This window comes from Streptomyces sp. NPDC021562 (assembly GCF_040640875.1).
Taxonomy (GTDB): Bacteria; Actinomycetota; Actinomycetes; order Streptomycetales; family Streptomycetaceae; genus Streptomyces.
The window spans coordinates 20,080-43,378 of the sequence record NZ_JBFACN010000046.1 but is presented as its reverse complement, the minus strand read 5'-3'; the positions used below and the strand labels follow the sequence as shown (position 1 = coordinate 43,378).

General features: G+C 68.8%; 13 protein-coding genes and 4 pseudogenes. 13 read left to right on the top strand and 4 right to left on the bottom strand.

Annotated elements, in window-relative coordinates; all coding sequences use genetic code 11:
• Positions 1-439 precede the first annotated feature (439 nt).
• A pseudogene (locus AB0G52_RS39240) lies at positions 440-709 on the bottom strand (transposase); the annotation flags it as partial.
• Positions 710-1,912: 1,203 nt separating this feature from the next.
• Here AB0G52_RS39240 and AB0G52_RS39235 point away from each other — a divergent pair.
• Positions 1,913-4,126: a DUF262 domain-containing protein gene (locus AB0G52_RS39235; RefSeq protein ID WP_361343819.1), complete on the top strand. Its 2,214-nt coding sequence runs from the start codon at positions 1,913-1,915 to the stop codon at positions 4,124-4,126.
• A 47-nt stretch (positions 4,127-4,173) separates the two neighbouring features.
• Here AB0G52_RS39235 and AB0G52_RS39230 read toward each other — a convergent pair whose 3' ends face one another.
• Positions 4,174-4,983, bottom strand: a complete 810-nt coding sequence (locus AB0G52_RS39230) for a class I SAM-dependent methyltransferase (RefSeq protein WP_361343816.1) — start codon at positions 4,981-4,983, stop codon at positions 4,174-4,176.
• A gap of 42 nt (positions 4,984-5,025) precedes the next feature.
• On the bottom strand, positions 5,026-6,147 hold the full coding sequence (locus tag AB0G52_RS39225; RefSeq protein ID WP_361343813.1) for an IS630 family transposase: 1,122 nt from the start codon (positions 6,145-6,147) through the stop codon (positions 5,026-5,028).
• 487 nt (positions 6,148-6,634) lie between these two features.
• Between AB0G52_RS39225 and cas3 the strand changes: the two genes are divergently transcribed.
• The 12 genes and pseudogenes from cas3 (at position 6,635) to AB0G52_RS39165 (ending at position 22,237) form a co-directional block, all read left to right on the top strand.
• The gene (cas3, locus tag AB0G52_RS39220; RefSeq protein WP_361343810.1) at positions 6,635-9,481 is read left to right on the top strand and encodes a CRISPR-associated helicase Cas3'; all 2,847 of its coding nucleotides are present in this window, start codon (positions 6,635-6,637) and stop codon (positions 9,479-9,481) included.
• Positions 9,482-9,522: 41 nt separating this feature from the next.
• A pseudogene (locus AB0G52_RS39215) lies at positions 9,523-10,659 on the top strand (NACHT domain-containing protein); the annotation flags it as partial.
• A gap of 1,881 nt (positions 10,660-12,540) precedes the next feature.
• A pseudogene (locus AB0G52_RS39210) lies at positions 12,541-13,134 on the top strand (sugar transferase); the annotation flags it as partial.
• Between the two features lie 718 nt (positions 13,135-13,852).
• Entirely contained in the window at positions 13,853-15,442 is a 1,590-nt protein-coding gene (casA, locus tag AB0G52_RS39205; protein WP_361343807.1) for a type I-E CRISPR-associated protein Cse1/CasA, read from the top strand.
• A gap of 46 nt (positions 15,443-15,488) precedes the next feature.
• Entirely contained in the window at positions 15,489-16,160 is a 672-nt protein-coding gene (locus AB0G52_RS39200) for a type I-E CRISPR-associated protein Cse2/CasB (RefSeq protein ID WP_361343804.1), read from the top strand.
• Position 16,161: 1 nt separating this feature from the next.
• Positions 16,162-17,346: a type I-E CRISPR-associated protein Cas7/Cse4/CasC gene (gene cas7e / locus AB0G52_RS39195; protein WP_361343801.1), complete on the top strand. Its 1,185-nt coding sequence runs from the start codon at positions 16,162-16,164 to the stop codon at positions 17,344-17,346.
• Positions 17,343-18,221 (top strand): type I-E CRISPR-associated protein Cas5/CasD, encoded by an 879-nt coding sequence (cas5e, locus tag AB0G52_RS39190; RefSeq protein WP_361343799.1) that lies wholly within the window; start codon positions 17,343-17,345, stop codon positions 18,219-18,221. Before cas7e ends, cas5e begins: the two co-directional genes overlap by 4 nt.
• A complete protein-coding gene (cas6e, locus tag AB0G52_RS39185) occupies positions 18,133-18,843 on the top strand; it encodes a type I-E CRISPR-associated protein Cas6/Cse3/CasE (RefSeq protein ID WP_361343796.1) in 711 nt (236 codons plus the stop codon). Before cas5e ends, cas6e begins: the two co-directional genes overlap by 89 nt.
• A gap of 48 nt (positions 18,844-18,891) precedes the next feature.
• Positions 18,892-20,475 (top strand): recombinase, encoded by a 1,584-nt coding sequence (locus tag AB0G52_RS39180; protein ID WP_361343793.1) that lies wholly within the window; start codon positions 18,892-18,894, stop codon positions 20,473-20,475.
• Positions 20,472-21,350 (top strand): ATP-binding protein, encoded by an 879-nt coding sequence (locus AB0G52_RS39175; RefSeq protein ID WP_361343790.1) that lies wholly within the window; start codon positions 20,472-20,474, stop codon positions 21,348-21,350. Before AB0G52_RS39180 ends, AB0G52_RS39175 begins: the two co-directional genes overlap by 4 nt.
• 35 nt (positions 21,351-21,385) lie before the next feature.
• Positions 21,386-21,964 (top strand): annotated as a pseudogene (locus AB0G52_RS39170) (transposase); the annotation flags it as partial.
• Positions 21,965-22,042: 78 nt separating this feature from the next.
• Positions 22,043-22,237, top strand: coding sequence for a hypothetical protein (locus AB0G52_RS39165; protein WP_361343787.1), 195 nt, complete (start codon positions 22,043-22,045; stop codon positions 22,235-22,237).
• A 291-nt stretch (positions 22,238-22,528) separates the two neighbouring features.
• On the opposite strand, the gene AB0G52_RS39160 is transcribed toward AB0G52_RS39165, so the two are convergent.
• The gene (locus tag AB0G52_RS39160; protein ID WP_361343784.1) at positions 22,529-23,041 is read right to left on the bottom strand and encodes a hypothetical protein; all 513 of its coding nucleotides are present in this window, start codon (positions 23,039-23,041) and stop codon (positions 22,529-22,531) included.
• Positions 23,042-23,299 lie beyond the last annotated feature (258 nt).

Genomic DNA, 23,299 nt, shown 5'->3' with positions numbered 1-23,299 from the left:
CCCAGCTCTACCCCGCAGGCGCTCCGGTGCCCCCTGAGGACACGGTGATCCCCGACAGGCCTGCCGTTCCGGCTGCTCCTGCGCCATCGGCCGCCGGACCGGCCCAGGCCCGCACCAGCCCTGCAGGCCCGGCTGCGGAGCCCGCGAACACCGCACTCCGCTCCGCCCCTGCCGCTGTAGCGCACCCGGCGGTCACGTCCAGGCCGATGTCGCGCCGTCCGGACGCGCGGAAGGCGGCCTCGGCTGCGGCTCCTGCGGGCGGCACTGCGATGTCTCGTTCTGGTGTAACCAAGGATTCTCATCTGGATGTCACGCATCGCTGCTGCTTGCAGAGTCAATTGCGTGACATGGGATGAGAATCCTTGTTACATGAGTTGAGAATCTCCCACGCGCTGGAGTGAGACGGCCATGGGGGGCAAGCTGTGGAGCATCCCTCATTGAGACATAGGCCGGGCAGGTAGGCGACCGGGCAGCCCATGTCCCTCGCCACCGCCAGTGGCAGGGCGCCGATTGAGGCCGGCTGGTCGACGACGACCAGCACCGTTCCGTGCTTGGCCTGGAGTTTCGCGAACAGTTCGCGGAGCTTGGGTTCGGGGTTGGGCAGGCGCTTGTCGAACGTCTTCTTGCCGGCCGGGGTGACGGCGGTGGCGTGGTGTTCGTCCTTGCCGACGTCCAGGCCGAGGAAGACGTCGATGTCGCCGGTGTCGATCACGTGCAGGCCCCTCCACCACGCTCTCGTCCGGCCTTGCCAGGCACCGAGCTGCCACATCCACGTTACGGAGAGCTCTTCCGGCCTGAGCGAAGCGGTGCTCAAGCCCCTCATCAGCGGTCCGTCGATGCCTCCGGACCCGGTGACACCACCCCCGGATCATGAACAACAGGAGGGGGAAGTCATGCCGGACCCGAAGGCCGGAGGCCCCATTGCGGAGCCGATGAAGACGGTAACGGGGGGATGGATCCCGTGCGAGTTAGGAAATTCGTCAGTCGCGGCCCAGCGATACCGCGGAGCTGGACGGACCCCCACGTGTGTGGGGAAGGTCGCTCCTGCTTGCGCTGCCACATCCGGCGCTGGACAGACCCCCACGTGCGCGGGGAAGCGGGCAGTCCCTGGCGGCCACACCCCCACGCGAGCGTGGGCAAAGCCCATGTATCCACCGCGACCACGTCCACCGGCCGGAAACACCCCCACGCGCGGCGAAGACACCAGGCCGTTCGCTCCGGCCGCGAACGCCATGGAAAGACCCCCACGCGGGTGGGGAAGACATCGCCAGGCCGTCCCCCCAGGAGAAGGTGCCGGAAAGACCCCCACGCGGGTGGGGAAGACCCTGCAGGACCTGCGTCTTTGAAGGCTACCAGGTTGCCTCTTACTCACTTTGCGCGAGCTGTTTTGGGTGACGATTATAGTCGTGGGGAGCCAGAGGCTGCTGGCAGAGTCTGTGGTACCTGGAGAGGCTGCAGGCGAAGAGGGGGGCGTGCCCTCGTGATGCCGGGGCCCTGGCCGCAGCCGATGACTGTGTAGGCGCCGGTCTGTTGGCGGGGCGGTCCGGGTGTGGGGGCTTGATCTGCAAAGGCCCGAGTGCTGGGCGAGATGACACGGGAGCGGCAGGGGGCCGCGCGGGTGGGCATCTGAACTGTCTGGTGGCGCGGGCGTATGGGTGCGGTATTGGTGAATCGATGAGCCGCTTGGTACGAACGAAACCGGTAGGACGAATGCCCGAGGAAGGCATACGGGCGATGCCTTCGGCGGGAGCGGCGGCACCACAGTGACCGATGCGGACCTGCTGTTCGCCGCCGCGGGGCAGGAGCCGAGGGCGGTGCTGGAGGACGGACTGGCATACGCACGCTGTCTGTACGGCAATGAGCACGCTTGGCAACATGGGGGAGGTTACGCCGAGCGGGTGGGGGTGGTGGCATGGGTCCGGACGAGATCAGGTCCCAGGGCTTCAGCCTGAACGAACTGTTCCGTGACGCGACCTATGAGATCGACTACTACCAGCGGGACTACACCTGGGGTGAGGAAGAAGTCCGTACCCTGCTGCGGGACTTGTGCGACTCGTTTCGGAACTGGTCGGCGGATCCCGCCTATCTGCGCCGTCCGAACACCGCACCACAGTATTTCCTCGGCCCGTTTGTCTACTACGAGCCGTCGAAGAAACGACGCTACCTCGTCGACGGCCAGCAGCGATTCGTCACCCTGCACCTGATCTTCCTGCAGCTGCGGCTGTGGGCACAGGAAGCCGGCTACCACCGGGCGGTCGACCGGCTCAACCGTGTGATCACGATCGACGGGGACCAGTTCTCGGTCGGCATCACCGACCACGACCCGGTCCTGCGCGCGGTCAGCCAGGGCCGAAAGTACGAGACCGGCCCGGGAGACTCCCTCTCCCGACGCAACCTGTGGGCCCGCAGCCAGCAGATCGAATCCCAGCTCGTGGAAGAACTCGACGCGGAAAGACTCCACCGGTTCACCGAGTGGCTGCTCGACCGGGTGGTCCTGGTCGGGATCCGCGCGGCCGGCGCGGATCACGGCTACCGCATGTTCGAGACGATGAACGACCGCGGCGCCCGACTCACCGCCGTCGACCTCCTCAAGAGCCACCTCCTGTCCCATGTCGGATCAGGCGAGGATCAGCTCAACACCCAGTGGCACGAGATGCTCCGCGAGCTGACCACCGACCGCGAAGACCCAACAGCGGCAGCCCGTTTCATCAAGGCCTACCTCCTGGCCCGCTGCGCCCGCGAGAACCACAGCGAGGACCGCCGGCAGATCGCCACCAACCTCAACGTGTGGGTCCGCCAGAACGCCGGCCACCTCGGTCTGGTCCCCGAACGTCCCGAAAACTTCCTGCGTTTCGTCCAGAACCTGCTGAAGTCGGCCAGGCTCTACCGGCCCGTCCTCGCTGCCGGCCGCGCGCTCAAGAAGGACGAAGACCGCCTGGAGACGGTGCTCTACAACGAACGCAACGGCCTCGGCGTCCAGGCGGTCGCCGTCCTCGCCGCCATCCGCCCCGACGACCAGCCCTCCGACGCCAAGGACAAAGGCCGCCTCGTCGCCGCCTACCTGGACCGCTGGTACGCCCTGCGGGTCCTGCAGGACCTCCCCGTCCAGTCCGCCGACGCCGACACCCTGGTCCACACCACCCTCGTGCCCCTTCTGCGCACCTGCCGCACCACTACCGACGTCGCCGCCGCACTGGGCGGCCTCGTCGCGCACGATCCGGCCTCGATGGGCGACGCAGTCACTCTGGGGCTGCGGGGCAACAACGCCCACCAAATCCGCTACCTGCTAGCCCGGGCCACCGCCTACGTGGAAGAAGCCTGCAGACGACCCCACGACGTGCTCGCCTACCTCGACCGGGACCGGTTCCACATCGAGCATCTGTGGGCGAACCATCCCCACCGCGTGGAGGAGGGACGCAGCAACGAGGTCGTCTTCCGCAGCCTGCGCAACCAACTCGGCGGCCTCGGCCTGCTCATGGGCCGCGAGAACTCCAGCATCAACGACCTCCCCCTCCACGACAAAGCCGCCCTCTACGCCCGCAGCAACGTCCTGCTGGGCATCATCGCCCCCGGCTACGACCGCCGGAACCCGCTGCTGCGCGACTTCATCAAGACACACCACCTCGACAAGACCCTCCGCTCCTTCGGGCCCGCAGAGACCATGACCTCGGTCATCACCACCCGGCAAGAGCTCTACCTGAGCCTGTTCGAACACATCTGGAACCCCGCACGCCTCGGCCTGCCCGTCAGCCTGCCGCCCCCACCCAACGGACTCGACGAACCGGCCGGCCGCACCCGTCCAAGCGCGCCCCGGCGCAGGACCGCGGGCGGAGGCCGCCGCACCGACGTCGCCAGGATGATCGACGCCCAGGTCCTCACCGCCGGCACACGGATCGTGCTCACCTACCGCTCCACCGACCACTGGGCCACGATCGACGAAGACGGCGGCATCATCCTCACCGCGACCGGAGGAACCCCCTACGGCCGGGCCGACGAAGCCGGCGCCATCGCCCGCGGTACCAAGACCTGCCAGGGCATGAACGAATGGCACGTCGAAGACGAGCACGGCGCCCGCACCAACCTGCGGACCCTGCGCGACCGCGCCATGGAAGCCGGCATCCTCTAGTGCTGTGACCGGCAACGTTCACCGGTTTGCCTTGGATGAACGGAACGTTAGGCAGAGTGGAGCCGATGTCTGAGCTGCTGCGCTGAGGGAGCGCGCTGTGCGGTGAGCACGGGCTGGTAGTACCCGCTGGAGGCCGGACTGTGCCAGGCGATTTGGGTGAAGCCAGCTTCAGTCACGAACTCTGTCAGCTGCGGGGGCGTCAGCGCCCAGTGGGTGGTCCGGCGGACTCGGACCTGCCAGGTGTTCTTGGCGGGGATGAGCTGGAAGTGCTCCAGGTCGTAGCGTTCGCCGTCTTCGTGCCAGTGCCACAGCTGGAAGGTGATCGCTTGGCCGTCGCGTGTTTGCGACACCTGGGGAGGTGTCGACGTGGGTCTGGTCTGGCGCGTCTCGTCATAGGCCCGGACGGTGATCACCAGCAGTCCGTCGTCTCGGAGTACCCGTCTCATGCCGAGGAGTGCCGTCCGGAGATGTTGCACGGAGAGTAGGTGCGTGAGCGAGTTGTCCGCGCAGAGGACGACGTCGAATGACGTCTCTTTGAAAGGCAGTTGGCGCATGTCAGCCGCAGCGGCCGGAAGCCGGCTGCCACGGGCCGCCGCTTCGGCGGCGGCGCGCGCGGCGGCGACCGGGCTCAGGTCGCTGCCGACGACTTGGTGCCCGGCCCGGGCCAGCCCGATGGCCTGGGTGCCGATCCCGCACGAGCAGTCCAGGACAGTGTGTGGTCCCGCGCCGAGAGATTGGCGGATGAGCCCGCCCAATACCTCGGCCTGGTAGGCCATGCTTGCGTCCCAGTCCCGGAACATCAGGTGGTAGTCGTGGGCCAAATCGTCGTAGAAATCCCGCGCGGAGGGCTCGGACATGTATCCCACCGTAGTGCGTGGTCGCCGGGAAGTGCGGGCAGTTTAGGCAGCGGCTGCCTGGCTTCGGCCGCCCCAGCGGATGCCCTTCTCGCTGCGGAGACGGGCGCGTTCGCGGCGTTGGGCGGCCAGCACGTCGGGGTGGCGGGTGTTCGTGTTGCGCCAGCGGAGGTAGGCGTGGAGGGCTCGGGTCTGCGCGGTGTGGTTGCGGTGGTTGGAGTTGGCGATGGTGAACTGCCGCAGCGGTCCGAAGTGGGCCTCGATCGGGTTGGCCCAGGACGCGTAGGTCGGGGTGAAGCACAGCTCGACCCGGTTCTTCTTCGCCCAGCGCCGGATGGTCTCGCCCTTGTGGGCGGACAGATTGTCCAGGATGACGTAGATCGGGGCGCCGTCCGGCCGGGCCGCCCGGATTGACCTCAGCGCGGTCAGGGTGTTCGCGGCCCCTTTCTTGCGCCGGTTGCCGCCCCAGAGCGTGTCGTCGCCGACCGAGTAGCAACCGTGAAAGTAGCGCACCCCGTGAGTACGGTGATAGGTCGCGGGATGCCGCTCGGGCCGACCCTGTTCGGCCCAGCACGACCCGGCGGTGGGCCTGATGCCGAGCGGGCCGAACTCGTCGAACGCGAACACGCGGTCCGGGAAGTGCTCCAGCACGTGCTCGATCCGGTCGAGCTTGGCGTCGCGCTCGGGGTCGGGGGATTCCTTCCAGGTCTTGGTGCGCTGGAAGGTGACGCCGCGGCGGGCGAGCAGGCACCGTAACGCCTCGCGGCCGATCCGGATCACACGGCCGTGTACGCGGCGCAGGTAGGCGGCGAGTTTGCGGAGGGACCAGCGGGTGAAGGGCTGCCCGAGCTTGGTCGGGCGGGTGGTGGCCGTATGGACGACGAAGTCCTCGTCGTCAGGACTGAGAAGGCGGGGACGGCCTCCCGCCCACCGAGGGTCCAAGCAGGCCAGACCGATCTCGTTGAACCGGTGGATCACGTCCCGGACCGTGTCCTCGTCGGCCTGAACCAACTTCGCGATCACCGGCACCCGGTTCCCGCCAGCCGAGGCCAGCAACATCATCGCGCGCCGGTAACGCACCGCACTGGTGCTGCCCCGGCGCACGATCTGCTGCAGCTTCTGCCCCTCCTGGTCAGTCAACCTGCGCACACGGACAGGCTCAGCCACCACACCCCCAGCGGTCAGATCGGACGTCACCGCTCATCCCACCGCTCGGACACCCAACCCGGCGAACCTACGTGGTCAGAGCACTAGCGACGTGCACGGGCGGTGCCCAGAGGCTCTTCAACAACACCGGGCGCGGGTGGCTCACGAACACCAGCAGCCGTCAGAACGGCAAGGCCGTCGGAACAGGTGAAAGCGGATTTTCGCCTACGAAGACCGCCCCCCACGCGTGTAGGGAGAATGGATGCATCCAGTCGGTGCGATAGAGCTCCCGTGAGAGACCCCCACGTGCGTGGGGAGGCAAGGCCCGGAGCGGCCCGTGATGACCAGCAGAGACGGACCCTCGCGAGACGAGGAAACCAGCGGACCCAAGTCCAGGCTATACCCACCCTCTGTTGGGGACTGCCGCCGCGCGAGTTGATCAGCATGCGGCATGCTGGGCAGCAACACCCTTACTTGCGGGGCTGTTGACATAGGGCGGGAGTGGTCGGTGGGAGTGCGGGAGGATGCCCGGCACGGCGGGATCGATCTGACGCCGTGGGGCAAATACGACCGCGGGCAGCGAGCGGTGTATCCGCTGCTGTTTCATCTGCTGGATGGTGCGGCTGTCGCCGGTGTGGTCTGGGACCGGTATCTGACCCGCGGTCAGCGTCGGCTGATCGCGTCCGGTCTGGGAGTGACCCTGGCCGAGGCACGCTGCCTGGTGATGTTCTTCGCCGGCCTGCACGATCTGGGCAAACTCTCCGCTTTCCAGGAGCAGGAGGCGCATCCCTGGGCCCGAATAAGCGACGCCCTGCGCTCGGACACCCGTAACTGGCGGAGCATGCCGCACGAACGGGCGACCATGCACAGCGTGCTGCACCTGCTGGCAGAGGCAGGCTTCCCGGTGGACACGTCCGACAGCCCCGGTGTGCTGGTGGCGCAGATCCTGGGCGGGCACCACGGCCGGTTCCTGCAGGTCGACATCGACGGCGCGGCCAAGACCGCCCGCGTCAACCTCACACTGGGCGGACCGGCCTGGCAGGACCTGCGCCGCCGCTACTTCGCCCTGGTGCGCCATCTGACCGGCGCCACCGCAGTGCCCACGGACGTGACGGTGCAGGCGGCCGTTCTGATCACCGGAGTCGGCATCATCGCGGACCGGCTGGCCAGCCAGGGGCATTACTGGCTGCCCAAGGCCCAGGCGCCCGCTTTCGGCGCCGGCGAACACTACGCCCAGGCCGTCCGGGACGCCCCCGCCCTGTTCGAGGAGTCCGGACTGGACCGCGTCGTCCTGCCGGCAACACCCTTCACCCAGGCCCACGGTGGCCTGGACAAACCCAACGACCTGCAGGCCTCGGTGATCAGGCAACTCGCGACTGTGGCGGGGGAGAAGGGACCCGGCATCCTTGTGGTCACCGACGCCACCGGCGGCGGCAAGACCGTCGCCGCACTGGAAGCCGCGCGGCTCTTCAACGCCACCGGCGACACGGCCGGCATCCTGTGGCTGCTGCCGACCACGGCCACCACAGACGCCGCCTACGACGTCCTCGAGGCCTACGTAGCCGCCCACCGGCCCGAGCACGCCCCTGTCTCCCTGGTCCACAGCCACTCATACCTCAACACCGTCTACAACGATCACCGCCTCGCCGCCCATGAACCCTCGACGAGCGATGCCTACTGGCCCGGCGGTGACGATGGCGACGAACCGGTGGCGGGGGAGCGGCCCGAGGAGCGGGTGACGGTCCCGGACGGCTGGCTGCGCGGCTGGGACAGGGCACTGCTGGCCCAGTTCACCGTCGCCACCCACGACCAGGCCCTCATGGCCGCTCTCCCAGTCCGCTTCAGCGCCCTGCGCATGCTGGCCCTCTCCGGGCGGACCGTCATCGTCGACGAGGTCCACGCCCTGCCCCCGTTCATGCGGCGGATGCTGTCACGGCTGCTTAACTGGCTGGGCGCGCTCGGCTGCCCGGTGGTGCTGCTGTCCGCGACGCTGCCCGCCCACGTCGCCGACGAACTCGTGCGCAGCTACCTCGACGGTGCCGGCCATCCCCATGCGGCAACAGCACACCTGGACTGCCGGCCCTCCTATCCCGGCTGGCTCTACGCCGCGGCCCGCGACGCCTCACTCACCCGCATCGACCCTGCCGCGGCCGCCGCCCACGCTGACCGGCACCGGCGCCGCGCCGGCATCCGCCTCCACTCGGTGCGCCACCCCTCCTGCACCGACCCTGAGAACACCCCTGCCCGGGAAGAACGCCTGGACCGCATTACCCGGGAGATCGCCCCCGTCGCCCAATGGGGCGGCTGCGCGGCCGTCTACTGCGCCACCACGGCTGATGCGCAGGCCACCTACGAGCACCTGCGCACTGCCCTCACGTGGCCGGACGGCGGCCCCGACGGTCAGCTGCTCCTGCTGCACGCCCGCCTGCCTGGCCACCGGCGCGAATCCCGCACGCGCCGCATCCGCACCGCCCTGTCCTCGCACGGTGAGCGCCCCGAGCGCCTGGTGATCGTCACCACCAGCCTTCTGGACATGAGCCTGGATATCGACGTCGACGTCATGGTCAGCGACCTGGCCCCGATGCACACCCTCCTGCAGCGCCTGGGCCGCCTGTGGCGTTTCAGTCACATCCCCAGGCCCGACTGGCTGCCCGAACACCCCTGCCTGATCGTCCTTGAACCCACCGACCACCGCGGCCGCACCCTCCTGCCGCCCGCCTGGCGCCCCCTGGACTCCCCGTTCCTGCCGCTCGCCACCGCCACCTGCCTCACCCGCCGGCCCGAGCAGCTGCTCACCCTGCCCGACGACGTGCAGGACCTGGTGGAGAGCGTGCACGGCGACGCCGGCGAACTCGCCCGCGCCGACGCCGCCCTGCGCCGCAGCCACACCCTCCACCAGGCCCGGACCCGCACCGAGGAACACCACAGCACACTCCACCTCGTCCCTGTCTGGCACGACACGCTCTCGCTGTCCGACCTGCACCGCCAAAACCTCCACCCCCGAGAGGCCGCCACCCGCCTGGGCACCATGCCCCGCCGCCTCCTTCCCGTCCACCGCACGCCCGGCGGCTGCCTCGCCCTGGACGCGGCTGGCACCCAGCCGCTGCCCGAGCAGCACAAGCCGACCACCGTACAGGTCCGCACGATCCTCCAGCACACGCTGCCCGTTCCCGCCGCCTGGGTTGCCGACCGCAGCGGACACCTCCCCACCCCTGCCGCCTGGCGCACCCACGCCCTCCTCGCCGACCTCGTCCTGCTCCCGCGGTCAGCCGACGACCCCACCCGGCCGGTGCGCTTCGGCCGCCACCGCCTCCACCTCGACGACGACTTGGGGCTCGTCCACAGCGTGGACTGAGCCGCCCCCATTTCCGGCTGTTCCCGCGCCGCTGGCCGCCCATGGATGATGTCAGCGCGGTGATGGCCGGTCGCGTCTGGGAAGAAGTGGGGTACGGGTTACCGCCGTTTCGAAGCGGGCCGCTGATTTCTGCAAATGGCTGCGCCGGGGTGGTCTCGGCGGGACCATGGGCGCCATTCAGGTGGCGCGGGGGTGGGGGACGCATGGGCGGCGATTCGGCATGGCTGCGTAAGTTGTGGCAGGGGGGTCTGCTGGTCCTGGTATCGGTCGGGATTCCCGCCGCTGCCGTCGGCCGGTCTGCGCAGTTGCGGGAGCATCCCCTGCTCGCCTTCTGTCTGCTGCTGCTCTACGAGGCGGTCGTTGCCGGTGCCGCCTTCGTCGGTGCGGTGGTGCGTGACTTGCGGGAGCGGTGGGTCAAGCGTGCCGCTGACTCCCTCGACCTGTGGACCCGCCGCAGGCTGTCCCCCTACACCCGGCAACTGCTCAAGTACGTTCGGGCCAGCACCCGCTACATGGACGTGAAGGGTTTGTCGACCGCGGGGGAGTACACGCTTGAGATGCAGGACGTCCTGGTCTCACTCTCGCTGGTGCCGACCCCGGTCCATGTGCTGACGCCCGACCCGGTGCGTCAGCACGCGGCGGACGCCGCTGGGGGTGAGCAGTCCGTGTGGTATTGGCTGCGGCGGGCCCGGCGGGAGGGGACGGTGCTGTCCGTCATCGGGCCGCCGGGTTCGGGCAAGACCACTCTGCTGCGGCACGTGGCCTTCCACCTTGCCACGGGTGGCCGGGAGGCGCGGTCAACCGGCCTGCCGGGCATGATCCCGCTGCTGGTGAACCTCCGTGAGCATCAGCGCTGGTTCGCTGAGGAGACAGGGACACTGCCCGACCTGCTGCGGCGCTGCCTTGCCCAACTCGAACAGCGGGAGCCGCCCTCGTGGGTGGAGTCCAACCTGCGCGCCGGGAACGTGCTGCTCCTGCTGGACGGACTGGACGAGCTGCCCAACGACGCCGTGCGTATCTCCGTCGCTGGCTGGATCGAGGAACAGTCCGCGGCCTGGTCGGGAAACCAGTTCGTGCTCACGAGCCGCCCGTTCGGCTATCGCAGTCGACCGCTCACGGGGGCGACTGTGGTGGAGGTCCAGCCTTTGTCGACCCGTCAGATCACGCTGTTCGCCGAGCAGTGGTACCGGGCCGTCGCGATCCGCTCCCACGGGGCGGACAACGACTCCTCACGGCTGGCCGCCCAGGTCGGCGCCGCGGAGCTGCTGTCGCGGCTGGACGAGAACCCGGGCCTGTACGAACTGACGGCGAACCCGCTGCTGCTGACCATGGTGGCCAACGTCCACCACTACCGGGGCGCTCTGCCGGGCAGCCGCACCGAACTCTACGCGGAGATCTGCGAGGTCTTCCTCGGCAAGCGCCACGAAGCGCGGGGCGTGACCATCGACATGCCGGGCCGGCGTAAACGGGCGGTGCTGCGCTCCCTCGCCCACACGATGATGTGCCGTGGGTTGGCCGAGTTGCCCGCCGCGGAGGCGGTCCAGGTGATCAGGCCCGGCCTTGCGCGGGTGGCGGACGCGGTAGAGCCCTCCGACTTCCTGCGGAGCGTCGAAGGCTCATCGGGCCTACTGGTGGAGAAAGAGCACGGCGTCTACGCCTTCGCCCACCTGACACTGCAGGAGTATCTGGCAGCCGAGCACATCCGCGAGGAGCAGCTCCAGGAACAGCTGCTTGTATGTCTCGACCAGCCCTGGTGGCGCGAGACGGTCCACCTGTACTGCGCCATGTCGGACGCCACCGCGATCGTCGACGCCTGTCTGGACCGGACGGACGACCCGGCTATGCTCGCGCTGGCCGCGCAGTGCATCGCGGAGTCCCAGCAGGTCGCCGAGGCGAGCAGGGATGCGGTGGCACGGCTGATGAGCCCCGCCGACGCGCGGGCAAACCCGGCCAGCCGGCGCGTCGCCGCGCAGGCGCGGCTGCGGCTGCGGGCCGCCCAGGACATCGCGATCGGCCGGAACAGCTTCGTCGGCCTGCCCGTCACATGGCTTGAGTACCAGTACTTTCTGGACACCCGGCCCGAGGACGGCGAGTGCCTGGTTCCCGACCACTGGGACGACCGGGTGTACCCGTTTGGCCAGGACGACGAGCCGGCCGTCGGCTTGCGGTTCGAGGACGTGGCGCGGTTCTGCGAGTGGTTGACGGTGCAGACAGGCTCGGGCTCGTGGTACCGGCCGCCACGCAGCAGCGAGATCGACGCGGTTCTGGAACGCAACGTGCCCGGGTTCTCCCGGCACGCTTTCTGGACCGGTACCCGCTCGCTCCGACAGGAGGACGGTCGCTTCTGGCCGCTGCACCGGCCGTCGTCAGCCCGGGCTCCCCGGGCCGCCTACCCACCAATCGCCCTGCCGGCCGACCAGCTGGCGGCTGTCCAAGCCATGTCGGCGCGCGAATTCGCGGCGGCCGGCGCCGGCCCGGCTCTGCTAGACCTGGCACAGAGAACCCTCGCCTCGGATGTCTGCGATATCGGTGCGCTCGTTCCGGATGTGACTCTGGCCGCCGAACTCGCGCGCGAGAGCTGGAACGTGAACACCCACGACACGACGGCTCGGCAACTGCGCGGGGAGCTGCCGCACCTGCTCGACGACATCGCACACCGCGTCGACACCTGCTTCGATCGCCGCGGCTGGGCGGAGCGGCGTACACCGCAGGCCGTCGCCCGGCGTGAGGAGTGCCGGATCGATGTGCTGCGGGCGGCACAGCTGTGCACCGAGCTGTACACCGCCGTCACTGGCAAAGACCGGCTGCCGCCGAAGCACCGGATGCCACGCCCCACCCGCAAGGAACCGCTGCCGAGCAGATCGCCCGCCGTAGTCGTGAGTGTGCTGGCGCACGCTCTGGCGGAGATCCACCACGAGATGCTCGCCGTCGAGGTGCGGCTGCGTGGCGAAGCATTGCCCACCGAGGCCCTCGTCTACCGTCGGGGCGTGGGGAGTGACAGGCGGGATCGGGATTCCGCCCAGGTCGCGGCGCCGGGTGACGTCGGGCGGGTCTGGCCGGTGCTGAAGCCCTTGGCTGACCGGTTCGTGGCCGGTCTGCTGCTGGCCCTGTTTGCCCCCCTGATGCTGGTGATCGCCTGCGCGGTGAAGGCCGACAGCCCGGGACCGGTTTTCTACCGGCAGACACGCGTCGGCCTCAACGGACGCACATTCGTGATTTTCAAGTTCCGCACCATGGTCGTCAATGCGGACCGACTGCTGGCCGAACTCCGGGCCACGAACAGTAACGACGGCGGCCTGCTCTTCAAGATCCGGCGGGATCCGCGGATCACCCGGGTTGGTGGATTCCTGCGACGCTACAGCATCGACGAGATACCGACGCTGCTCAACGTGTTCCGGGGGGAGATGTCCATGGTGGGCCCCCGGCCGGCACTGCCCGAAGAGGTCGCGGCCTACGGCCCGGACCTGCTTCGCAGGCTGGCGGTAAAGCCCGGGGTAACGGGTCTTTGGCAGGTCTCCGGTCGGTCGGACCTGCCCTGGGAAGAAGCCGTGCGGCTGGACCTGGAGTACGTCGACCACCCTTCCGCCAGGCTCGACCTAGTCATCCTCGGCCGCACACTGGGCGCGGTGGTGTCCGGGCGGGGAGCCTACTGAGCCGGAGGACACGGCCCCGTACGCAGGGAGACAGGAGGCCGCCCACCCCACCCCACCCCACCCCTCCCCTCCCTGCTGGCCCGCAGCTCGCCGTGGCCACCTCACAAGCTCATACGAAGGCGCGGCCTGGCCACCCGATACGACAAGACAGCGGCCGTCTACATTGCCGGACTCCAGCTCGCCGCCACCGTCTGGTCAGCAGGGTGATCCGAAAGAAGCGGCCAAGCCGGCACAGAACCGGCCAGGGGAGTGCCTTTCTCCTAGTCGGCAGGGTTGCTGCCGGGCGGCGGGGCAGAACGCCAAGCATGTCGGCGGCCCGCAGACGGGAAAATGGCTCCAGGAGCTGGGAAATGACTCAGATTCAAAAAGGGGGAAGCGGCCGGTAATTGCCCGCTGAACCATGTGGTTCGGATGCTGCTTGTCTATGGCTAATATGGAAAGGCGGAGTCGGACGGGCGTTCGAGTCCGGTATCTCGCGCATCCCTGCCTGCTGCGCCGCGCGCACCGCACCCTTGGTGCCCCCCCCACAGCAGGACCTGCCCGTCGGCGCGGCCTTACCCGGCCCGCGCCATCGTGGCCTGCCCCTCCCGATTCCCGCAGTCCGTCGCGGTATCCCGCGGCGTTACGGCCCCAACGCGCGGCCGGTACCGGAGAAATCACCTTCCTGTATTTCCCAGCCTCTTTTTCTATCGCTTTCACACCCGGCAACGGAGCCCGTGTGCAATCCCCGCAATACGACACCGACAAAGAACCGTGCATCCCCGTCCTGTTCCTGGACGGGCATCAGGAAGACCTGGGATGGCGGGACGTGCTGCTGCGCGCCCACCTCATCAAGGACCTGGCGCTTCCGCTCCCGCCCGCGGCATCCGCCGTCCTGCGGCTGCTCGTCGTGATGGCCGCACGCGTGACCTGTCTGGACGGACGAGCAGAACCCCGCATGAGCGCACGGCAGTGGGCAGCCCGCCGTCGGGAACTGCTGAAGAGCCCCGGCGGGTTCGACCCCGACGCCGTTCACGCCTACTTCGACCAGTACATCTGGGACCTGTTCCACCCGGTGCGGCCGTTTCTCGGTGACCCCCGCCTGGCCAGCCAGTGCACCAAGCGGGCCGGCGTCAACAAACTGGTCTTCGGCCGCCCCGAGGGCCACAACCTCGCCTGGTTCAGCCCGCACACCGACACCGACCCCCAGCCAGTCCCCAGCGCCGAGGCCCTGTGGCACCTGCTCATCCACCACTACTACGGCGCGGCCGGACAGTGCTCCGTGCGCACCGTGGACGGCCGCTCCCTCGGAAAAGCCAAAGCCGGGCCGCTGCGCACGACGCTCTCGTTCCATCCCCAGGGCCGCACCCTGTACGAAACGCTCCTCGCGGGCATCCCCAAGCCCTCCCGGCAGTGGCCCGGCACCCCGGACTGCTGCCCGTGGGAGGAACCCCTGCCCGTCCCCGACCCCGACGGCGATCTGGACGACGGCCCCGACCCCGATGCCGCCCCACCCCCGGTGACCTCACCGGGTCGCCTGCTCACCGGCCGCTCCCGCCACGCCGTTCTCCTGCTGCCCTCACCGGACGGACGCCACGTGGTCGATGCCTACCTGACCTGGGCCACCCAGAAGAAACTCCCGGCCCTCGACCCGTACCTCATCCATCACCTCCACACGGACGAGCACGCCACCCGCCGCCACACAGCACGCCGTGCGGACGCCGACCGGGCCCTGTGGCGCGACCTGGACGCCCTGCTGCTGGCGGGCGACGAGGACGACCGCAAGGGAAAACAGAGCAAGGGCAGCAAACGCCGCTACACCGTCCAGCGTCCCGAAGCCTTCACGACCCTCAACGACCTGCCCCCCGACCTGCGCGCCGCCCTGCGGGTGCGGGTCTATGGATTCGACCAGGACGGCCAGACCACCAACCGCACCTGGTACACGGCCCTGACCCCGCCGATCTGGCCCTGGGTCCAGGAGAACGACCCCGCCGCGGCCGAGCGCATCGCCGAATGCCGCAAGGCCGCCGAGGAGATCGGCACGTGCCTCGATGCCGTTTCCCGGGAGGCCTGGGGCAAGGTCACCGCCGGCGCCCCCCGTCACCTGCCGCCCTGGACCCGCACCGTGCGCACCCTGTACTGGCCCCGCGCCGAGGCCACCTTCTGGAGCCTCCTGGACGGCGACCCCGCCCGCAGTGCACGTGCCGCGTTCGCCACCGACGCCATCGCCGCACTGCGCACCGCCACCCGCCCGGCGATCGCCCAGCACTTCCGCACCGCCGAGGCCGTCGCCACCGCCGTGGCCCAACTGCGCCTGCACGGCCGCTGACCTTTCCCCTCCACCATCCTGTCCTCTTGCCGAAGGCTGCCGCACCATGCCCGTCACCACTGCGCAACGCCGCGCCCACTACGACGACTTCGTCCACCAGGTCATCACCCTGTGCGCGGTCAACAGCATCCGCGCCGACCTCGCCTCGGGCTTCGGACGCCCCGTCGCGGAGTGCCCGCGCATGCCCGAACACCTCACCCGGCACATCGCCGGTTTCGGAGCGCGCCGCGCCCACTACACCGTGGCCGGCCTCATCGCCCTGCACCGCGACCTGCCCCACGAAGACGACCCCTACCGCCCCGACCTGCTCCACCCGGACCCCGGCAAGAACCAGGACAGCCCCGCCACACCGGACACCACCCGCGCCGCCTCGCCGCAGCACATCCAGCCCCTTGCGCAACCGGCCACGCCTGCGCGGCCCTGGCGCAGCCGCCCCGATCTCGGCACCCACCTCGCCATCGCCGTGGCCCGGTACGGCTTCAAGGAAGCCAGCATGACCAACCGGGTCAAGGTCCTCACCGGACTCGACACCTCACTGCTGCACCCGCAGCTGTGGGCACTGGCCGGCCACCTGCACAGCCGAGGCGCCGCCCGCCTCGACTTCGCCGTCCTCCTCGAGGACCTGGCCTGGTGGGACGACGACCGGATGGAGATCGCCGCCCGCTGGCGCGAGAACTACTTCCTCGCCCTCCACACCCTCACCTCCACGGAGCACTGACATGCCCGCCTACGCCCCCGCCCGCTACGCCGACTTCCACGTCCTGCACCCGGTCGGCGCCTCCCTCCTCAACCGAGGCCAGGACGACCTGCCCAAAACCATGGAATACGGCGGCGTCGTCCGGCCCATGGTCTCCTCCCAGGCCTGGAAGCGGCCCGTCCGCTTGCAGCTGGAGGAAGTCCTCGACGAGCACGCTGCCCGCACCCGCAAGGTGCCCCTGAGGGTGGCCGACCGCCTGCAGGCGGACGGCTGGCCCGAGCCCCTCGCCGCCTTCGCCGGAGCCCAGATCGCCCGCTCGGCCACCCGGGAAGGACTGAAGACCGAGGAAGACCAGAACGGCATCACCTCAGCCACCCTCTACCTGCCGCGCGACGTCCTCGACGACTTCACCGCCCTGTGCACCGAACACCGCCCGCAGCTCGAAGAAGCCCTCGCGGCGGCCCACACCGCCGAACAGGCCAAGCCCAAGGCCAGGAAGACCAAGCCGGACGCCGTCCTGCCCACCCGCACAGTCACCGCCCTCCTCCGCCGCCGCACCGCCACCATCAACCTCTTCGGCCGCATGCTCGCCGAGATCAGCGGCGCCCACGTGGACGGCGCCGTGCAGATGGCGCATGCCTTCACCGTGCACCAAGGCGCTTCCCAGCCGGACTACTTCGCGGCGGTGGATGACTGGTCGGCGCACGATGAAGCCGGAAGCGCCCACCTGCAGACCGCGTTCTTCACCAGCGGCCTGTTCTACCGCTTCGCCACCGTCAACCTCACCGAACTGACCCGCAACCTGAACGGCGACCACAAGCAGGCCCTGCACCTGCTGGCCCTGTTCGCCGAGGCCTTCACCGACGTCATGCCCGGCGCGAAGAAGACATCCACCGCCCCGCACACCTACCCGCACCTCATCCACTACGCGATCCGTGACCGCCGCTCCGTCTCCTACGCCGGCGCGTTCGAAAAGCCCGTCAGGCCCGCCCACGGCGGCGGCTACACCGCCCCCGCCGTCCACGCCCTGTCCGAGCACGCCGGCCAGCTGAACCGCATGATCGGCACCCGCCGCCTCATCGGCTCCGGCTACACCACCCTCCAAAGCGAACCCATCGACCACCTCGGCACCACCCACACCAGCCTCGACGACCTCATCGACGCGCTCGCCGAGACGGCCGCCCTGCCCTCGGCCACGACCGTATGAACGGCATCCTGCTGCGCCTGGCCGCACCCCTGATGTCGTTCGGGGAACACGCCGCCTTCCACTACCGCGACACCCTCCCCTTCCCCTCCCGCTCGGCCCTCATCGGCATGTTCGCCGCCGCCGACGGACGTTCCCGGGAGGAAGCCCTCGCACCCGACCCGGCCACCGGCAAAGCCCCGTACACAGACCTGGAGTTCACCGTCCGCGTCGACCGCCCCGGCACCCGCCACACCGACTTCCACACCGTCGGCGGCGGCCGCGGCCACCAGCAGGGCTTGCACACCAGCAGCGGCGGGCACCGCCCTGCGGAGAAATCCACCCTCGTCAGCGAACGCGTCTACCTCGCCGACGCCGTCTTCACCCTCGCCGTGCAAGGCCCCGACCGGCTGCTGGAACACCTCGTCCACCGGCTCGAACAGCCCGCATTCGCCCCCTACCTGGGCCGGCGCGCCTGCGTCCCCCACGAACCCCTCGTCCTGCGCAGCCCGCACCCCGACCCCGTCGGAGAACTCCTCCACCACGTCCCGCTCAGCCTGAGCGCCCCACCCCGCCCCGGGCACAGCACCGTGCCCGTCACCTTCATCTGGGAAAACCCGCCCACCCACGTGCCCGCCGCCCGCAGCGAACGCGAAGTCGCCGACGTACCCCTCGACTTCACCCCCACACGGCGCTCCCACCGCACCCGCCGCACCTGGCACAGCATCGAACCCCTGCCCGCCACCCTGTACGCCCCGCCCCCCGCGCTCACCGAACTGACCGCCTACATCCACCAGGAGACACCGTCCTGTGACCAGCCCTCTTGCCGACACCCTCGCTGCCACGGCGACGCTGACCCGGATCCGTCTCAACCGCCGCAGCCACGCTGTGCGCCGTGACCTCGCCGACGCCGTCAGCCTGCACAAGACCGTGATGCTCCTGGCCCCCGACAACCTCGGCGACCACCCCCGCCAGAAGGCAGGCCTGCTCTTCCGCCTGGAAGACGCCACCGACACCACCCCGCCCACCCTGCTCATCCAGTCCCACCAGCCGCCCGACCTCACCCGCCTGCCCGACCGCTACGGCACAGCCGAAACCCGCCCCCTGCACGCCATGTTCCAGGCACTGACCCCCGGCCGCCGGGTGAACTACCGCATCACCGCAAACGCCAGCGCCGTCCGCCGCGTCCTGGACGACCATCAGCCCGTCGACCACCCACACGGCAGGAAAACCATCCCCCTGAACGGCGACGACGCCCTCGCCTGGTGGCAGCGCCGCGCCCATCAGGCCGGCCTCGCCCTGACCACCGCCGACGCCACCCCCGCCCACTTTCGCCGCTCCCGCAAACACCATCCCGGCAGCACCGACGCCACCCATACGCCCGGCCCCGTCCACGCACTGACCCGCTTCGAGGGCCTGGCCACCATCACCGACCCCGACCAGCTCAGCCACGCCCTGCTCACCGGCATCGGCCGCGGCAAACCCTACGGCGCCGGACTACTCACCCTCGCACCCGCCTGACCACCAACTTTCAGAGCTGCATCAACAGCCGGAAAGATATGCCCCTCGATGCCCGCCACACCCCCGCCCCACGGACCTTACGACACCACCTCCCTGCGCGCCGCCGCCGTACGCCGCCTGCTGCGCCTACGCGACGCGCAGAACCTCACCCACCACGACGTCCGTACCGTCGCCGCCGCCTTCACCGTCCACTGGCGCACCGTGCGCCGCTGGATGGACAACGCCGACACCCACAACGGCACCTACACCCCAAAGGGCCGCCACCATTTCACCCTCACCCCGGCCATGCACGAGACCCTGGCCCAATGGCACGGCAACGCCACGTCCGCCTACCGCGAACTCGCCCGGCGCGGCCTCCTCGGCACCCCACCAGCCTCCCCGGCCACCTTCCACCGCGCTGTCGCCCGCGAACTAAGCCCCGGCCAACGCGCCGCCCTCAAGCAAGGGGAGGCCGGGCGCCGCCGCCACGACGTCCACGCCCTGCGCCCGCACGGCAACCGCAACGACGTCTGGGAGACCGACCACGTCGAAGCCAGCGTCTTCGTCAACGTCGACGGGCAGCGCAGCAAACCCTGGATCACCTGGTTCGTCGACCATGCCAACTGCACCATCTGCGGCCTGGCAGTCACCCCCCACCAGCCCGGCCAGGACGCCATCCTCGCCGCCGCCCGCGACGCGATCCTGTGCGACGCCCCCTACCGGCCCTTCGGCGGCGTCCCCCGCAAGGTCCGCGTTGACCGCGGCCGCGACTTCCTGAGCACCTGCGTCGACGAGGCATTCAAAAAATTCGGTACCGAACTGATCGTCCTGCCCCCCTACAGCCCCCACCTCAAAGGCACCGTCGAAGCCGTCAACGGCGCCGTCAAACACACGCTGTTCAAAGGCCTGCCCGGCTACTCCCACACCCCTAGAAGCCGCCGCGACCGCCGCGGCCAGCCTCTGTGGAAGCTGGACGAACTCCTCGACTACGAAACCTTCGTCACCCTCCTGCTCGACTGGGTCGACTGGTGGAACAACGACCACACCATCGCCCGCCTCTACCGGCGCACCCCCGCCCAGGCCTGGCACGCCGACCTCACCCCCATCGACACCCTCGGTGCCGAAGACCTCCACACCTACACCCTCAAAGACGCCGGCCCACCCCTGAAGATCACCAGCAAGGGCGTCCGCTGGAAGAGCGCCTACTACGTCGGCGACTGGATGCACGGCCACGGCAGCGCAGGCGAAATGGTCCGCCTGCGCCACGAACCCAACCAGTTCCACCGCGTCGAGCTCTACGACGCCGACACCCTCACCTACCGCGGCCCCGCCTTCCGCAGCGACGAGCTCAGCCCCCAGCAAGCCCGCGAACTACGCAACGCCCGCCGCCGCGAAGCCGACCACTACGCCGCCAAAGCCCGCCGCGCCCGCAAGAACTCCAAGCCCCGCTTCATCCCCACCACCGTCGCCCAACCACCCCAGCCCCGCAACCGCCTCACCGCCAGCCAGGCAGCCGCCCAGCTCCGCGAACTCCACACCTACTCGCACGACCAGCACTCCGAGGCCCGGCCAGACCTCCTCAACCAGCCCCAACCCTCGTCCTCCCGCTGGACACAGCCGCTGCCCGACCCCAAGCCCCAGGACACCCCATGACGCACCCTGCCACCACCCCCGGCAAACAGCCGGCCACCGGCCCCAACTACCACTACCTCGGCCTGCCAGACGCCCGCGCCATCCTCACCCAAGCCAGCGCAGAGACCTACGCCAACCTCGTCACCACCCTCAACGCCCACGACGGCAGAGGCGCCATGATGTGCGTCCACGGCGGCGTCGGCCTCGGCAAGACCTTCGCCGTCAACAGCCACCTCGACGACCTCGCCCCACACACCACCCTGCGCCTCAAACTCAGCTCCTCCAGGATCCAGGCTCTCCTCGAAACCCTGTACAAAAAACTCGACCTGCCCGGCCAGCCACCCGCCCGCAGCACCCGCTGCGAGGCCATGATCAAAGAGGCGCTGGCCGAAACCTCCCGCGTCCTGGTCATCGACGAAGCACAGTGGCTCGACACCCGCGCCTTCGAATTCATCCGCGAACTCTGGGACGACGAGGACACCCGCCTCGCCGTCGTCCTCGTCGGCGCGGAAAGCTGCTACCAGAAGATCAAAAACCGGCCCGCCCTCGACTCCCGCATCCTCATCTGGCAGCGGTACAAGCCCCTCACCCCCACCGAAGTCCTTACCGTCATTCCCCAGTACCACCCCCTATGGACCGACGCTCCCACCGACGACCTGCTGTGGATCGACGACCTCGCCTGCCACGGCAACTTCCGCCAATGGGCCAAGATCACCTACCTGATCCAAGAACAACAGCAAGGCCCTGGCACGACTGTCACACCAGCCGAACCTCCGCACACACCCACCAACCCTGCATCTCCCGAGGACACCCGGAAGCCGCACGCCCCCTACAGCCGCGACCTGGTCCGCGCCGTACTCAGCCGACTCGACCCGACCCAGCGCCACACTAATTGAGCCGATCACTCGGCCCATAAAGGTGTGCATGGCGTCCGGAGACGCCGGTGGACCTGACGTTGCTGCCCGAGCATCGACGTGGCCACGGAGCGGTGTACGACGGCCTGAACCACGGCCGGATTGACACCGGTCAGCTGCGGACGGCACTGGCCGGACTGTCACTGCCGCGGTTCGACGGCGGGCGCATGGTCCTGGCCGTCGAAATGTCACCTTGGCTTCGGTCGGACGCGCCGCGCTCGGCTGACCGGCTGTTCTGCCACGTCTACGCCCGGGCGAAGACGCCCGCGCAGTTCATCCCGGGCTGGCCTTGCTCCTTCGTCGCTGCGCTGCAGCCGGGCGCCACGTCCTGGACCGCGATCCTGGATGCGGTCCTGAGGGCGGACCGGCGCCGGCGGCACCATCGTGGTGGACGATTGCAGCACCGTGCATGGGGAGTCCCACCACGGCAGACCGTCTCGAACCTGGTCGAGATTGCGCTGGTTGTAGTTCGGTGGCGCTTGGGGGATGCCGGAGACTTCCAGGAGGTAGAAGTCTGCGCGATCCCCTGCGACAGAGAGATCGCCATCCGGGAAGAACCCGAGATTCAGCCGAACTCCACGGTCAGCGTTCACTGAAGGCTTGTACTCCTGTACGGAAAAAGCCATCAATGGGCGATGTGTCGGTGACCCGTCCCAGTGAAACGATTGCAGGCCATGGACGATGAGGATGGCGCCATTTCCGCTGAGGAACTGCTCTGCGGTACGCATCTCGAAGAGCAGTGCTGCGCGATTGGATGTCGGGCAAACCCTGCAATCAAGGAGTTGCGTATCGAACAGGGCGTCATCTTCTCTGAACGGGTCACTGTCGATGGGCCCTGCGGGCTGATAGCGGTCTCGCGTAAAGATTGATTCAATGAGAGTCATGGAATCGGCACGTGTCAATACTGGTTGAATTTATCGGCAGCAGTTCTGGCTGCCGGGTTGACGAACTGGCAGTCCGTGTTCGTGTAGGAAATATATCCATTGGGATCACCGAAAGAACGCGGAGTTACGTGATGCGCTCGCGCCGCCTCAATCAAGAGCTTCAAGGCTCCAGGCGCTTCGCGGGCCGTGACCTGGTCGGTGACCGGTTTGAAGAGGCGCAGCGAAGCGGCCCGCCGCGGCAAGGCCTCGTCGGGCCGCTTCGGCCGTACCGTTATGTCATGTGCTGTTCGTTGTGGACGATTGCAGCACGGTGCACTCCGAATCCCACCAGGGGAGGTCTTTGCGTACCTCGTTCAGAGTGCGCTCGGAATAGAGCGGTGGAGCTTCCGGGATTTCATCGATCTCAAGGAGGTGGAAGTCCGCTGCCTTGCCGCTGACGGATAGTTCGCCGTCAGGGAAAAGGCCCATGCGCATCTGCCATATGCGCCGGGATGTCGCGGGAGTGCTCGACATGATCGTGAAGGCGATCAACGTGCGCTCCTGTGGCTCTTCGCTCCATTGGAAGGATTGCAGTCCGCGTACGACGAGGAGCGCTGCGTTGCCTGTGCGGTATTGCAGGGCGGTGCGCATGTCCAGGAGCAGCCCGGCGCGGCCGGTCAGGGGACACATTCTGCAGTCGATTAGGCCGACTTCCTGCAGGGCGTCCGGCTCACGCAGCGGATCCCAGTCGACAGGATCTGCCGGTGTGCCGCCCTCGGCGCCGGTGAAAAGAGCATCGATGTATGTCATAGGATCGGTATTGCCAATGCTGGTCGAATCGGTGAAAGCCTGGTAGACGTGCGCGACCAGGCAAGGCTGCGGCGAAGCGTACGACCGGAACTTTACAGGGCCATTACTCAACCTCGAAAGCGATTACTTTCGGCGGCACTTGACTCACGTGTCGCACAGCCAAGCCGTTACCGCTCTCAGGTGCTATTCATGCTGGACGACTGCGCATCGTGCATGGCGAGCTTCAACTCGGCGGCCTGCTCACAACCTGCCGAGGTC

What these genes read in the sequence shown, in the direction of transcription:
- AB0G52_RS39235 (WP_361343819.1), top strand. Translation starts at nt 1,913, where the DNA reads ATGGGTCCGGACGAGATCAGGTCCCAGGGCTTCAGCCTGAACGAACTG.
- AB0G52_RS39230 (WP_361343816.1), bottom strand. Translation starts at nt 4,983, where the DNA reads ATGTCCGAGCCCTCCGCGCGGGATTTCTACGACGATTTGGCCCACGAC.
- AB0G52_RS39200 (WP_361343804.1), top strand. Translation starts at nt 15,489, where the DNA reads ATGCCCGTCACCACTGCGCAACGCCGCGCCCACTACGACGACTTCGTC.
- cas7e (WP_361343801.1), top strand. Translation starts at nt 16,162, where the DNA reads ATGCCCGCCTACGCCCCCGCCCGCTACGCCGACTTCCACGTCCTGCAC.
- cas5e (WP_361343799.1), top strand. Translation starts at nt 17,343, where the DNA reads ATGAACGGCATCCTGCTGCGCCTGGCCGCACCCCTGATGTCGTTCGGG.
- AB0G52_RS39180 (WP_361343793.1), top strand. Translation starts at nt 18,892, where the DNA reads ATGCCCGCCACACCCCCGCCCCACGGACCTTACGACACCACCTCCCTG.
- AB0G52_RS39175 (WP_361343790.1), top strand. Translation starts at nt 20,472, where the DNA reads ATGACGCACCCTGCCACCACCCCCGGCAAACAGCCGGCCACCGGCCCC.
- AB0G52_RS39165 (WP_361343787.1), top strand. Translation starts at nt 22,043, where the DNA reads ATGGACGATGAGGATGGCGCCATTTCCGCTGAGGAACTGCTCTGCGGT.
- AB0G52_RS39160 (WP_361343784.1), bottom strand. Translation starts at nt 23,041, where the DNA reads ATGACATACATCGATGCTCTTTTCACCGGCGCCGAGGGCGGCACACCG.